The 12,316-nt window shown below is 68.8% G+C and carries 12 protein-coding genes and 1 pseudogene; 6 read left to right on the top strand and 7 right to left on the bottom strand.

The genetic code is table 11. The annotated features are described in order from the left end of the window. Positions 1–565 precede the first annotated feature (565 nt). Positions 566–994 (top strand): DUF4180 domain-containing protein, encoded by a 429-nt coding sequence (locus ABD848_RS25155; protein ID WP_425567685.1) that lies wholly within the window; start codon positions 566–568, stop codon positions 992–994. A 213-nt stretch (positions 995–1,207) separates the two neighbouring features. On the opposite strand, the gene ABD848_RS23700 is transcribed toward ABD848_RS25155, so the two are convergent. Continuing rightward, the gene (locus tag ABD848_RS23700) at positions 1,208–1,765 is read right to left on the bottom strand and encodes a GNAT family N-acetyltransferase (protein ID WP_344976982.1); all 558 of its coding nucleotides are present in this window, start codon (positions 1,763–1,765) and stop codon (positions 1,208–1,210) included. A gap of 619 nt (positions 1,766–2,384) precedes the next feature. Here ABD848_RS23700 and ABD848_RS23695 point away from each other — a divergent pair. Together ABD848_RS23695 and ABD848_RS23690 are read left to right on the top strand one after the other, a co-directional pair. After that, on the top strand, positions 2,385–4,184 hold the full coding sequence (locus tag ABD848_RS23695; RefSeq protein ID WP_344976979.1) for an AAA family ATPase: 1,800 nt from the start codon (positions 2,385–2,387) through the stop codon (positions 4,182–4,184). A gap of 51 nt (positions 4,185–4,235) precedes the next feature. After that, positions 4,236–4,595 (top strand): winged helix-turn-helix transcriptional regulator, encoded by a 360-nt coding sequence (locus ABD848_RS23690; RefSeq protein WP_344976976.1) that lies wholly within the window; start codon positions 4,236–4,238, stop codon positions 4,593–4,595. Positions 4,596–4,678: 83 nt separating this feature from the next. Here the strand turns inward: ABD848_RS23690 and ABD848_RS23685 are convergent, their stop codons facing one another. The 5 genes and pseudogenes from ABD848_RS23685 to ABD848_RS25150 form a co-directional block, all read right to left on the bottom strand. After that, on the bottom strand, positions 4,679–5,755 hold the full coding sequence (locus tag ABD848_RS23685; protein ID WP_344976973.1) for an alkene reductase: 1,077 nt from the start codon (positions 5,753–5,755) through the stop codon (positions 4,679–4,681). A 265-nt stretch (positions 5,756–6,020) separates the two neighbouring features. Further along, the gene (locus ABD848_RS23680) at positions 6,021–6,674 is read right to left on the bottom strand and encodes an alpha-ketoglutarate-dependent dioxygenase AlkB family protein (RefSeq protein ID WP_344976970.1); all 654 of its coding nucleotides are present in this window, start codon (positions 6,672–6,674) and stop codon (positions 6,021–6,023) included. A gap of 124 nt (positions 6,675–6,798) precedes the next feature. After that, on the bottom strand, positions 6,799–7,224 hold the full coding sequence (locus tag ABD848_RS23675) for an OsmC family protein (protein ID WP_344976967.1): 426 nt from the start codon (positions 7,222–7,224) through the stop codon (positions 6,799–6,801). Between the two features lie 70 nt (positions 7,225–7,294). Continuing rightward, positions 7,295–7,783 (bottom strand): ATP-binding cassette domain-containing protein, encoded by a 489-nt coding sequence (locus ABD848_RS23670; protein WP_344976987.1) that lies wholly within the window; start codon positions 7,781–7,783, stop codon positions 7,295–7,297. Between the two features lie 19 nt (positions 7,784–7,802). Then, a pseudogene (locus tag ABD848_RS25150) lies at positions 7,803–7,883 on the bottom strand (ATP-binding cassette domain-containing protein); the annotation flags it as partial. A gap of 269 nt (positions 7,884–8,152) precedes the next feature. On the opposite strand from ABD848_RS25150, the gene ABD848_RS23660 reads away from it, so the two are divergent. Then, positions 8,153–9,313 carry a magnesium and cobalt transport protein CorA gene (locus ABD848_RS23660; protein WP_344976965.1) on the top strand — a complete coding sequence of 387 codons (1,161 nt, stop codon included), beginning with the start codon at positions 8,153–8,155 and terminating at the stop codon, positions 9,311–9,313. A gap of 62 nt (positions 9,314–9,375) precedes the next feature. Here the strand turns inward: ABD848_RS23660 and ABD848_RS23655 are convergent, their stop codons facing one another. Next, entirely contained in the window at positions 9,376–9,756 is a 381-nt protein-coding gene (locus ABD848_RS23655) for a VOC family protein (protein ID WP_344976962.1), read from the bottom strand. A 497-nt stretch (positions 9,757–10,253) separates the two neighbouring features. On the opposite strand from ABD848_RS23655, the gene ABD848_RS23650 reads away from it, so the two are divergent. Together ABD848_RS23650 and ABD848_RS23645 are read left to right on the top strand one after the other, a co-directional pair. Beyond that, complete coding sequence (locus ABD848_RS23650; RefSeq protein WP_344976959.1) at positions 10,254–11,414, top strand: NAD(P)/FAD-dependent oxidoreductase; 1,161 nt, start codon at positions 10,254–10,256, stop codon at positions 11,412–11,414. Next, a complete protein-coding gene (locus tag ABD848_RS23645) occupies positions 11,411–12,313 on the top strand; it encodes an NmrA family NAD(P)-binding protein (protein ID WP_344976956.1) in 903 nt (300 codons plus the stop codon). The genes ABD848_RS23650 and ABD848_RS23645 overlap by 4 nt, the downstream gene beginning before the upstream one ends. Positions 12,314–12,316: the final 3 nt, after the last annotated feature.

Genomic DNA, 12,316 nt, shown 5'->3' with positions numbered 1-12,316 from the left:
CGCCGCGGGCGTGGTGCTGGCCTTTGCCCACGTCCAAGCCGAGGTAGACGCCGATCTCGTCGGGGGTGTCGGCCACGTGTACTCCTGGCTGCTTGTGCGTCGTCCCGGCCGCAGCGGGCACCGTCTGCCGGCATCCACATTACGAAGATCCTGCCCAGGGCGGATCGTGCTTCTATCAGCGGTCTGGCGGTGCCTCCGGTGCCCGGTGACACCACCCCCCGGATCATCGATGACAGGGGGGACCAGTCCTGCCGGGCCCGAAGGCCGGGAGTTCCCTTGCGGAACTCCCTAAAAGGTAATGGGGGGCCAGGCAGCCCCTCGCCCCACCAACGGCCGCACGGCTGACAGAGGAGCGCTGCGGGCCGGTCCTAGCCGCTGGGGGTGCCGGCGGGAACGGTCACGGACAGGGCGGACGGTGGCCGGGGCAGGCACGGTGCCCGTCCCGACAAAATCGCTTAGTACCGCCGCGTCCCGATGACCTAGGCTGACCCGCCACGAGCACCGTTGCACAGATCCACGACGTTCCCGTCCTGCTTAACCCCCGCCGAGGGGCCGGCCATTGCCGGTGACAGCGACGTGCTGGATCTCATCGGCGACGCCTCCTACCGGGGCCCAGTGGGGCGTGATCCCCGCCGAACGATTCGACGACGCCTTCTTCCGCCTGTCCAGCCGTATCGCGGGTGACATCGTCCAGAAGTTCGTCAACTACCAGTTGGGCTCGTCATGCTCGGCGACATCTCTGGGCACGCCCAGGCAAGCTCGGCTTTGCAGGCCTCATCTGGCTGAGCACCAACGCCGCCGTGACCGACGCGCCGGCGCCGCCTCGCGCGCTGCCGCGCTCGAGCGGGGGCGACCATCGGCAGGTAGCAGCACCGGAAACCGTGAATCCGCAGCACAGCGAGGCCAGGGGCGCCTCCGGCCGGGCCGTGGCCCCGGCCTTCACGCCGACCACGCTCCGCTGCTGGCCGAGGCTGCGCTCGCCGCTCGTCACTGACCAGCCGGGGTCGGTTTGGCCCCGCTGCCGGAGGGCTGTCACCGAAGGAGAGGCCGTATAGGAGGCCGGCTAGGTCCCATCGCCGTCCCATCGCCCCTGACGTCTCGCCCCTGACGTTTGGCCGCGGCGGGGGACACCGTGAGCGTCCCGCCGCGGACCGGGGAGCCAGACTGAGCGGCTCGGGGAGGGCGTGAGGAGTGGGCGGCGCGGCGGCTAGTCGTGCGCGCCCACGCCTCCGATCCGCGACACCATCGTGGTGACGAAGGGCCGGAACCCCTCTTCTTCGTAGAACCGGATCGCGTCGGAGTTCGTTGCCACGGCGGCCAACTCCAGATCGCGCACGCCCATGGCGCCAACTTGACGCCGGATCTCCTCCAGCAGTCCCGAGCCGACATCGGTGCCGCGAGCCTGGGGGTGTACACACAGCGTCTGCACGACCGCGACCCGTTCGCCGCGCTCCCAGGAGCCCCGTTGCGCTTGGTGGATCGTCACCATCGCGTAGCCGACCCCCGCGCCGTCCCGCTCGGCCAGAACGGCCAGCGTGTCGGGTTCGGCGAGCCATTCGAGGTACTGGGACCGGCGGCGGCGCCACGACTCGTCAGTGTCGACGGAGGTGATCAGATCCTCCAGGTGTGAGGCTGTCGAGGTGTGCTGATGGTGCACCGTGTGCCACAGTTCAGCCAGCTCCTCGATCTCGTTGGCCCCCAGATAGCGGAAACGCAGCACGCCCGATCCTTCTAGTCGTGGTTTGGCTCCCAACAAACTTTCCATCTTTTTTCACCCGTTTCACCCGCGTCGCCCGGGCTCACCCTGATGTCCCATGCAGCTCGACGTAAGGGATGAGCTGTACCTGCGAGGGTACGGAATAGATCAATCGGGCAGTCGGGCGACACTCGGAAAAGGACTACCTGTCATCTCAAAAGGAGAAAATTTGGAAAGTTTCACGTTGCTGAGGTGGACTCACTCCCCTTGAAGGGGCAGCCCAGGCTCGGGTGCGGGAAGGAGTGCGGGGCGCCACCGTTCGTTCATACGCGCAGATCTCGTGGGCTCTCGCCCCCCTCAGATGCCGTTGCGTCGGCCGTCGCGCTTTTCGGGGATCGTCTCTTTGCTGAATCCCGCAGTTATGGCACGCTGTGGCCACGTCGTCCCGGCGTGTGGCCGCGGCGGAGGTCCACGGTTCCAACCGCTCGGTCTCCCGGCGAAGCTGGAGGCGCGGCCAGGTACTCCGCACGCGCCGACCGCGCGTTCGGCAAGTCGGTGGCTGCCGTCTTTGCTATCGGGAAGCTATGCCCCGAACCCGACTGGGGCGCATCACGTCCACACCGGTTTGCCCGGCAGTTGCCGCTTGCTTCCCGGGAATGCTTGAAAATCCGTTAAGGTCAGCGACGTTATGGGCGCGCATACTGATATCGAGCTCCTTCGAGCCTATGAGCCGGTGTTGAGCTACACCAAGGGCGAGTTGTTCTTCCCCACCGACGTCGAGGGCTACCTCGCCTGCTGTAGCCTGTGGCTGGATCTGCCCGACGGCAAAGAGGCCGAGGTTGTCCCCGCTGGTGAGCTCACGGTCGAGCGACTCGCCGGAGCCGCCCAGGAATGGTCTGGCCAGGATCAACACTTGCGCTTTGTGCAGGAGTCCTCCCTGCGCGCTGAAGCGCGACGCCATCAGCGCACCACACGGCGGGTGATCCCCAAGAGCGGGCGTCTGGCCGCCGTGGGTGTACTCGGCCGGGTGGTCGACGTGCTCATGAAGCTCTCGCTTCTCATCCGAGGCGCGGTACCGGGCGGGGCCGCCGCCGCGGCGGCGACCCGCTACCGCGACCGGCTCGACACCGGCGGCGCCACCTACTATGGCCGGGTGCTACGCGATGGCGGCTACGTCATCCTGCAATACTGGTACTTCTACGTCATGAACGACTGGCGCTCCACCTACGGCGGCGTCAACGACCACGAGGCCGACTGGGAGACAGTCACGGTCTACCTGGTCGAGACGCCCGATGGTGGACTTCAGCCGGCGTGGGTGGGCGCTTCCTCTCACGAGTACACCGGTGATGACCTGCGGCGAAGCTGGGATGATCCCGAGTTGCACCGCGAGGGCGACCACCCCGTGGTCTTCGTTGGCGCCGGTTCGCACTCCCACCAGATGCTCCCCGGCGACTACCTCATCCAGGTCGATCCCGCGGGCCTGACCCGGCTGGTGCGGGCGTGGCGGCGGCTGACCAAGCGGCTGCTGCCCAGCACGAGCCCCATCGTTCGCCACGGTATCGGCGTTCCCTTCGTCGACTACGCGCGTGGCGACGGGGTACGGGTGGGTCCCGGCGGCGACCGGGAATGGACCCCCGTCCTCATCGACGACACCACCCCCTGGGTGCGCGGGTTCCGCGGCCTGTGGGGGCGCGACACCCGCGACTGGTTCAACGGCGAGCGTGCTCCCAGCGGCCCGCGTTACGAGCGCGACGGCACGGTGCGCTGGTCATGGGCCGATCCGCTGTCCTGGGTCGGTCTGCACAAGACCTCTCCTAACGACGCCGTGGCCCGCGAGGAGCTGCGGGGACACCTGGCCGACCTTGAGGCCAAGCTCACTGAGCTCGACGCCGAGATCACGCGCCGCCGTGACGAGTTGCGGCGGCTGTCCGTGGCCCGGACGGTACTCAGCCGTCGCGCCTATACCCAAGCGCGCGCCCGTGACTACGCTCCCCAGATCCAGCAGGCCGAGCGGGAGCTGGCCGAGATCTGTCACGAGCGCGCCGTTACGGCGGACGAGAGCGACATTCACCGTGCCGCCCTGGAGCGGCGCGAGACGCTGCGCGAGGAGCCGCAGGCCCATCTGCGTTCGCCGCACCGCCCCTATGCCGCCGCTGGGCATCGCCCCACCCGGTTCCTGCATGTATGGGCGGCATTGAGCACACCGCTGCTCATCGTCGCCCTGGGGGCGCTGCTGTTCCTCAGGAGCACGTTGGTGCTGCCCGCTGTCCTCGGGGTGGTGGTGCTGTTCGCCGCCGTGGACGCTTTCGCCCGTCGCAAGTTCGCCTCGTTCCTGGCCGGGGGCGCCATCATCGTGGTGGTGGCCGCCGTCATCGCCGGGATCATCGCCGCGTTCCTGTGGGACTGGCGTATCACGCTGCTGGTGCCCATGGTGTTCATGGTCGGCGTCTTGCTCGTGGTCAACGTGCGCGACCTGCTGCGGCGGTGAGGTTGGTCGCTCGATCGGCCCTGCCGGCGAATCGCCCTCTACCATGGGAGAGTGGATGAGTTGAGCTCGTACTGTCCCCGGTACCAGTACGCCGCTACATTCCTGGGCCGCCGCTGGGCGTTCACGATCCTGCGCGCCTTGTTTTCCGGGCACCGTCGGTTCTCCGAGATCCGGTCGGCTGCCGCGGGGGTGACCGACCGGGTGCTCACCGAGCGGCTACGGGAGATGGAGACGGAAGGGCTCATCGAGCGCTGTGTCTGCGACACCTCCCCGGTACGGGTCGAGTACCGGTTGACCACCAAGGGGGCCGCGCTGCGCGCCACTGTGGAGGCGTTGCAGGAGTGGGCTGATACGTGGGTACCGCTGGAGACGGCGATCCAGGCCTGTGGCGAGGAGCACGCCAAGAGCTGAGGCGTTGAGGCGGCACGGGGAGCGCGTCGAGCGCGTCCCCGTGCGAGGTGCCACCGGCCCGATCGGGCAGCCGCGCCGGTGGCTCAGCCGGTGGCGTCGAGGGTGGGGTAGTCGGTGTAGCCGCGGTGGTCGCCGCCGTAGAAGGTCGCGCGGTCGGGCTCGTTGAACGGGCCGCCGGCGTGCAGCCGCCGCACCAGATCGGGGTTGGCCAGGAACAGCGAGCCGAAGGCGACGACGTCGGCCAGCCCGTCGGCGACAACGGAGATGTCCTCAGGGGTTGCTGTCCCCATCGGCAGGCTCGGGTGCGGGTTGACGATGAGCGCCCCGTTCCACTGTCGGCGGATCATCTGGGTGATGTCGCGCCGTCCGACCTCCATGATGTGCAGGTAGGCCAACTCCGCGGGGAGGTGGTCGAGCAGCGTGGCGTAGAGCGTCTCGGGGTCGTCCTCGACGATGTCCACGAGGGTGTTGTCGGGAGAGACCCGCAGCCCGGTGCGCCTAGGGCCGATCGCCTCGGCCACGGCCTGGGTGACCTCGGCGGCGAAGCGCACGCGGTTGGTCACCGTAGCGCCGTAGCGGTCGGAGCGCGTGTTGGCGTTGGAGGAGAGGAACTGGTGGATCAGGTAGCCGTTGGCGCCGTGCAGTTCCACCCCGTCGAATCCGGCTGCTATGGCGTTGCGGGCGGCCGAGGCGAAGTCGTCGATCGTCGTCTCGATCTCGCGGGGGCTCAGTTCGTGCGGTACCACGCTGTCTTTGGGGCCGTCCTTGGTGAACGTCTTGGCGTCGGCCTTGACGGGGGAGGGGGCCACCGGAATCAGCCCGTCGGGAAGCAGGTCGGGGTGGCCGATGCGTCCGGAGTGCATCAACTGGGCGACGATTCTCCCGCCCTCGGCGTGGACCTTGTCGGTGACCACGCGCCAGGCAGCCACCTGTTCCTCGCTGTGCAGGCCGGGAGTGTCAAGGTAGCCCTGTCCGACGATGCTGGGCTGGATCGCCTCGGTCACGATCAGTCCCGCGCTGGCCCGTTGCGCGTAGTACTGCGCCGTCAGGTCGGTGGGTGTGTTGCCCGCACCCGCGCGGCTGCGGGTCATCGGCGCCATGGCCAGCCGGTTGCGCAGGTCGAGGTCTCCCACGCGGGCGGGGTCGAAGGCGGTGGGCATGCTGGTCTCCTTCACGGGGGCGTGGGGGCCGTAAGGCACCACACGGCTTTGGCTTCATTAAAAGAAGTAACTTACAAAAAGTAAGTTACACGTTTGGCTCTGCCCAGGAAAGCCATGACACTGTGATCCGCCCCATAGGAGCGGCCGGTCGCCCCGCGCACCTCGCGAGCGCCCACGCGGCAGGGCCACTGCGACGGGGGCACTCGGCGGCTCTCCACCGGCCGGGCCGACCGTCTCGACTCCCGAACCGGGGCGCTCGGTCGCTTCAGGCGCTCAACCCCGAGGCGCGGATAGTGATATTGAGCCGGCCCGACTCCAGACCCGTGGCCGGGTCAGCCGTGCCCGGACGGGTGCGGGGCACACCGTGGTAAGCCATACGCGCCGCACCGCCGAAGACGAACAGGTCCCCGCCGCGCAGCTCCACATCGGTGTAGGGACGACTGCGAGTCTCGGTGTTGCCGAAACGGAACACGCACGTGTCGCCCAAGCTCAGTGATACCACCGGAGCCGCACAGCGTTCCTCGCGGTCTTGGTGCATCCCCATCTTGGCCTCGGGGCCGTAGAAGTTGATCAGCGCCACATCGTAGGGGGGTTGGCTCTCGGCCGCTTCGTCCCCGAAGGCCGCGGCTACCCCCGAGCGGGCCAGCTCCCCCAGAAGGGCAGGCAAGGCCGGGACCGGGGTGCCGTCGGGCAGCGTCGCCGAGTAGCGGTAGGGCTCCCAATACCACCCCAACGAGGCCATGCCAACGCTCATCGTCCCCCCACGCGGGGTGCGATGGTGACGCATCCCCCCGCAGGCGCGCACCCAATCGCGGCACCGTCCAACCAGCTCGCGCTGGCTTTCGATGCGCAACCAGCCCGGTAGGTGCACCGCGCCGGGCGCCACCGTCACCGGTTCTGCCGGAAACAGCGTCCCCATGGTCCACGAGGCTACCCGCGCCTCGCGCGGGTCCCGCGCCACCCGTCACCTCGCACGAGGGGAAAACCCGGCGCTGGCGCGCCAAGCGGGCGGGCGGCGCCGGCCGCCCGCCCGTGTCGCCGGACTACTCCAGCGCGGCGTCGAGCGTGATCGTGGTGCCGGTCAACGCCTGGCTGACCGGGCATCCGCTCTTGGCTTTCTCAGCCGCCGTGGCGAAGTCCTCCGCTGAACTGCCGGGCACCCTGGCGCGCACGGTCAGGTGGACCCCGGTGATGCCGGTGCCCGGCTGGAAGGTCACGTCGGCCTGCGTGCGGATACTCTCCGGAGCGGTTCCGTTGTCGCCAAGTATCTTGCTCAGCGCCATGGAGTAGCAGGAGGAGTGCGCCGCCGCGATCAGTTCCTCCGGGCTGGTCAGACCGTCGGACTGTTCGGCCCGCGCCTTCCAGGTCACTTCCTGCTGCGGTATGCCAGAGGAGTCAAAGGACACGATGCCGCGGCCGGCGGCGAGATCACCCGTCCAGTCGGCGTGCGCGGTACGAGTCGTGGGCATACGTTGACGCTCCTTGTGTGGTTGCTGTGTCGGTCGTTAGCGCGCGTGCCTTGAGTGCACGCGGGAGGGGTCATGCCCGATTCGCTACGGATCTATCCTCGCTGCCACGGCGGTGTTCGACACGCAGCACCCCGTGCGAGAGTCGCCACACCACATCGGCTGACTCCACCCGTTGCGGGCGGTGGGGCGCCACGATCACGGTGCCGGTGAAGTGAGCGATCACGCGATCCATCGCCTCGGTGGCTGCCGGGTCGAGGTTGGTGTCGGCCTCGTCGAGCGGCAACAGCCGCAGGCGAGGCAGCAGCGCCCGCGCCGCCCGCTGGCGCTGCCCCGCCGACAGCCCCGCGCCGTTCTCCCGCACCGGGGTTTGCAGCCCTAGCGGTAACTGGGCGAGCAGGCTGTCCAAGCCACTGTCGAGGCTCGCCCGGTGCAGGCGCCGGCCGTCAGCCTCAGGCGCCGCATACCGCACGTTGTCGGCGATCGTGCCCCGCAGCAGCGGCAGGTGCGGCCCCACAACCCCGATCGCCGCACGCACCGAGGCCGTCCGGGGCGCGGCCACGTCGGCCGCCGTCCACCAGGACGTGGCCCCCGTCAGCGGCGAGCACCCCTCCGAGCACCGACAGCAGCGTCGATTTGCCGCTGCCGTTGGGGCCGACCACCGCCACCGAACAGCAGGAATCGGTACAGCGGTTTCATACCGTCCCACGGTGCCGGCGGCCCGAAAGGGAGGATGAAGCGACGAGGAGGATTCCTTCATCATCTGTAACACCCGGTAGCCTGACGGTTGTCGAGTCGGGACTTTGGACCGCTATGGAGGTGAGGCCACCCGTGAGCCGACCTCCACGGACCCGGTAGCGGCACCGCGCCCCCACTGGCGACGCCGCGCCGCACCTTCGCCCGCCTCCGAACTCGTATTGGGGGAAAGCCCATGTCGTCGCAGCGGCGGGTGCGCGGTTGGCTGCCCAGCCGGCGCGCGACCCAGCAGCATGGCCGTCGACAGTCCGGCTCGCTCGCGCCCGAGTACTCCATGGACCCGCGCGCCGAGGCCGCCACCGCGCCGCCTGTTGAGGAGAGCGTCGTCGACGCTGCCGTCTACGTCGACGGCCACCGTGTCGAGAGCACGCCCAACCTTACCCAGCTCTACCGCAGCGTTCCCCAGCAGCCCGGCGCCCTGGCCTGGATCGGCCTGTACCAGCCGGCTGAGTCGCAGCTTTTGTCCGCTGCCGAGCAGTTCGGTCTGCACGAGTTGGCCGTAGAGGACGCGATCGTAGCCCACCAGCGTCCCAAGCTGGAGCGCTACGGCGACACGCTCTTCGTGGTGCTGCGGGCTGCCCGCTACCTCGACGAGTCCGAGCAAGTGCGCTTCGGGGAACTCCACGTGTTCGTGGGGGCCGATTTCGTCCTCAGCGTGCGCCACAGCAACGCTCCCGACCTGGCGGGCGTACGCCAGCGCCTGGAAGGGGAGCCCAGCCTGCTCGCCCGCGGCCCCGAAGCTGTCCTCTACGCCATTCTCGACGCTGTCGTCGACGGTTATGCTCCGGTGATCGCTGGGCTGCAAAACGACATCGACGAGATCGAGAACCAGGTTTTCGCCGGCGACCCCGACGTCTCTCGGCGCATCTACGAACTCTCCCGCGAGGTCATCGAGTTCCAGCGCGCGACCCGCCCGTTGCTGTCCATGCTCGACGGCCTGATCGCCGGCTTCGACAAGTACGGCACTGACAAGGAGTTGCAGCGCTACCTGCGCGACGTCGCCGACCACGCCACCACCGTGGCCGAGCGAGTCGACGGGTTCCGCCAGATGCTGGGCAGCATCCTCACCGTCAACGCCACGCTGGTCAGCCAGGCCCAAAACGAGGAGATGAAGCACCTCACCCACGCCAGCTACACCCAAAGCGAAGAGGTCAAAAAGATCTCCTCCTGGGCGGCCATCCTGTTCGCCCCGACCCTGGTGGGCACGATCTACGGCATGAACTTCGACGCCATGCCCGAGTTGCACTGGCAGTGGGGCTACCCGTTCGCGCTGGCGCTCATGGGCGTCGTCTGCGTCACCCTCTACATCCTTTTCAAGCGCCGCAACTGGCTTTGAGACGGCACCCGCGCGGTGGCGTCCCGGCCTCGGCCGGGGCGCCACCGCGCGGGTGTGCCGCCTTAGTCGGGCTGGCCCTCGTAGATGGTGATCCGATAGCCGTCGGGGTCCTCGAATATGAACTCGCGGCCACACGAGCCGTCGCACAGCGGCTTCACGATGGGGACGTCATGGTCGGCGAGCTTTCCAGCGAGCTTGTCGGGGTCTTCGGACTTGATCCAGATCACGACACCCCACCCGACCTTGCTGGCGGCGTCGAGGTCGTCGGTGGCCTGCCGCAGGGCGACCCGGATCGGTTGGCTGCCCAGAACCGCGGCGTTGGGCACTTTGGTGGGAACAGTGTGGAAACCGACCAGGTCGGTGTAGAACTGCTTGGAGCGTTCCAGGTCCCGAACCTGGAGGGTGAGGAAGTCGGGGCCGACCACGTTCACGTTCTGAGCCATGTCAACAGCTCCCTTGGCTTGCGGAATCGACGACGTGTACGGCTTCGTGCGGCGAAGCCGCCACGTCCGAGACGCGTTCCACCCTTGCCGATGAACGGGCCTTGACAGTATCGCGCTTTCGCGCGATTCCGGCCTGTGAGGGCTGGCATCGCGCATCCGCGTGTCGGGCGAAGGTGCGCCCGCGCTCCGGGGCGGCCTGCTCGCGGCGGTGCGGCCCACGCCCCGCAGCCTCGGCACTCGGCCCGCCCACCGGACACCGGCCGAGGCGCCATCTGTTGTCGGGTTGTCGGGCCCATGGAGCCCCGCGCCACAGCGCGTGCGAGGGAGACCTCCGAAACGCTCAGGGATCACGCGAACACGGGACGTGCGCTCCCTGGGATTCGCAGCAGACTCGGAGACCAGTAATCGTCTTTACGTTTGCAGTGCCGCGTACGGCGTCGGGGCCCAACGGCCACCGCGTTGCCGGCTGCATGTGCTACCTGTGTTGGAGGCACTTGATGGACACGATGGACACCGGCGGTTCCACCGGATCGGGATTGACGGGCGCGACAGGTCTACGACACTCCATCGACGTCGCCGTTATCGGAGCTGGCGTTCTCGGTCTGGCGGCCACCGACGCGCTGCTGCGCCAGGGTGTCGATGTCGTCTGCTTCGAAGGCCGCGAACCCGGGCAGGGTCAATCCGGCGGACTGACCCGGACTTTCCGCCACAGGCACGACAACGAGGCCGTCGTGCGGCTCGCGGCGGAGGCGCTGACCGGCTGGCGGGAATGGGAGAAACGCTGTGGCCGCACCCTCATCGGCCCCGAGGGAGCCGTCTACGCCGGAATGGAGGAGGTCGACGCCGAGGGGATGCGCCGCCACAGCGTCGCGCACCACTGGGTCGACGGCAGCGAGGCCGGTACGGTCTTTGGTTCCCTCTCTCCCACCTCGGGGCCGCTGCTCGTCGACCCCGACGCGGGGGCGATCCGGGCGCGTCGTACGATCGAGATGCTCACGAACTGGGCCGGTGAGCACATCGTCCAGGCACACGTGCACGGTGTCTCGGTTCCCGACGATGGGGAAGGCGTGGAGCTGCAAACGGCCGACGCCATCTACCGGGCGCGTCACGTCCTCATCTGTGCCGGTACCGCCACCCCCCACCTGGCCGCGGGGGCCGGGATCGACATCCCGCTAGACTGTGCCCTGCACGTCCGTCCGCACTTCCCAGTGCGCGAGGAGTTCAAGGACGCGCCCCTGCCGTGTTGGGTGGACCGTTCCGGGGAATTCGGCGAGACCGTGTACGGGTCCGTGATCGGTTCCTCGGGCACCTACGTCGTCGGTTTGATCGGCGCCAGCGTCGACGTCCCCATGAACGCCGGGCTGCCCAGCGGTACCGAGATGGAGTCCCATGCGCGGCGGCTGTCGAACTATGTCCGCAAGGCGCTTCCCGGGCTGGTGCCCGAGCCGGTCGGGGTGCGAGTGTGCGTCATGAGCAAGCTCCCCGGCGGCAGCGACGCCTTCGGTGTGTGGCACACCCCGGGCGTGACCGCGGTTACCGGGCACAACCTGTTCAAGCTGGCCCCTGTGCTGGGCGAGGCCCTGGCCGACTGCGCGCACCACGACCGCCTTCCCGCTGTCCTTGCCGAGGCCACCGAGCACGCGCTGGTCGAGGCATGAGCGCCGTGAGCCAGCGCCTGCTCCACGAAGCCAGGCCGGACGAGATCGCGGTGACGGGGGCTACAGGGACAGTGGGTGCGGCCGTCGTCGCGGAGCTGGCCTCGCTGGGGCACCACCCCCGTGCTCTCGTCCGTCCCGGATCGACTGCGCGACCTCCCACCCGTTCCACCCGCGTCGCCGTCGACCTCGACGACCCCGCTGCATTGCGCTCCGCCCTATCCGGGGTTCGCGCCCTGCTGCTGTTGACCCCGCTGCGACCCCGCCAAGACCTACTGCACGAGTCCCTGCTCAACGCCGCGCTCGACGCTGGGGTCGAGCGCGGCGTGAAGCTCTCGGCGCTGGGCGCCGATCCCGAATCGGCGGTGCGAATCCACAGCGAGCACGGCCGATCCGACAGGGCAGTGCGCGAGTCCGGCCTGTCCTACGCCATCCTGCGCCCCAACGCCTTCATGCAGAACGTGATGCAGTGGCGCGGTATGGTCGCCCGCAACGGCACGATCGAGCTACCCATGGGTGATGCTCGGATCAGCATGATCGACGCCCGCGACATAGCCGCCGTGGCGGTACGCGCCCTCCTGGACTGGGACGGGGTGCGCGGCGCCTACGACCTTACCGGCCCGCAGGCCCTCAGCTACGACGACATCGCCGAGCACCTCTCGGCCGCCAGCGGCAGGAAGGTGCGCTACGTCGACGTCGCCCCGACCGTGAGCGCCGACAACATGCGCGCCGCCGGCACCCCCGCCTGGGCGATCGAAGCGCGGCTGGGACTCTATTCCACCATCCGGGCCGGTGAGGCCCAACTGCTCACCTCCACGGTCCAGCGCATCACCGGCAGGTCCCCCTGCTACTTCGCTGACTTCGCCGCTGAGGTCAGTGCCGCGTTCCAACCCGTGGGTTGAGCC

Origin of the sequence: Salinactinospora qingdaonensis (genome assembly GCF_039539445.1) — a bacterium.
In the GTDB taxonomy this organism is placed as follows: Bacteria; Actinomycetota; Actinomycetes; order Streptosporangiales; family Streptosporangiaceae; genus Salinactinospora; species Salinactinospora qingdaonensis.
Note: the sequence above shows the minus strand (reverse complement) of the source record. Positions and strands in the feature narration are given on the sequence as shown.

Bases quoted from the DNA above. Each gene is read 5' to 3' on its own strand.
- ABD848_RS23700 (WP_344976982.1), bottom strand. From the start codon at position 1,765: ATGGAAAGTTTGTTGGGAGCCAAACCACGACTAGAAGGATCGGGCGTG.
- ABD848_RS23695 (WP_344976979.1), top strand. From the start codon at position 2,385: ATGGGCGCGCATACTGATATCGAGCTCCTTCGAGCCTATGAGCCGGTG.
- ABD848_RS23685 (WP_344976973.1), bottom strand. From the start codon at position 5,755: ATGCCCACCGCCTTCGACCCCGCCCGCGTGGGAGACCTCGACCTGCGC.
- ABD848_RS23680 (WP_344976970.1), bottom strand. From the start codon at position 6,674: ATGGGGACGCTGTTTCCGGCAGAACCGGTGACGGTGGCGCCCGGCGCG.
- ABD848_RS23675 (WP_344976967.1), bottom strand. From the start codon at position 7,224: ATGCCCACGACTCGTACCGCGCACGCCGACTGGACGGGTGATCTCGCC.
- ABD848_RS23660 (WP_344976965.1), top strand. From the start codon at position 8,153: ATGTCGTCGCAGCGGCGGGTGCGCGGTTGGCTGCCCAGCCGGCGCGCG.
- ABD848_RS23655 (WP_344976962.1), bottom strand. From the start codon at position 9,756: ATGGCTCAGAACGTGAACGTGGTCGGCCCCGACTTCCTCACCCTCCAG.
- ABD848_RS23650 (WP_344976959.1), top strand. From the start codon at position 10,254: ATGGACACGATGGACACCGGCGGTTCCACCGGATCGGGATTGACGGGC.
- ABD848_RS23645 (WP_344976956.1), top strand. From the start codon at position 11,411: ATGAGCGCCGTGAGCCAGCGCCTGCTCCACGAAGCCAGGCCGGACGAG.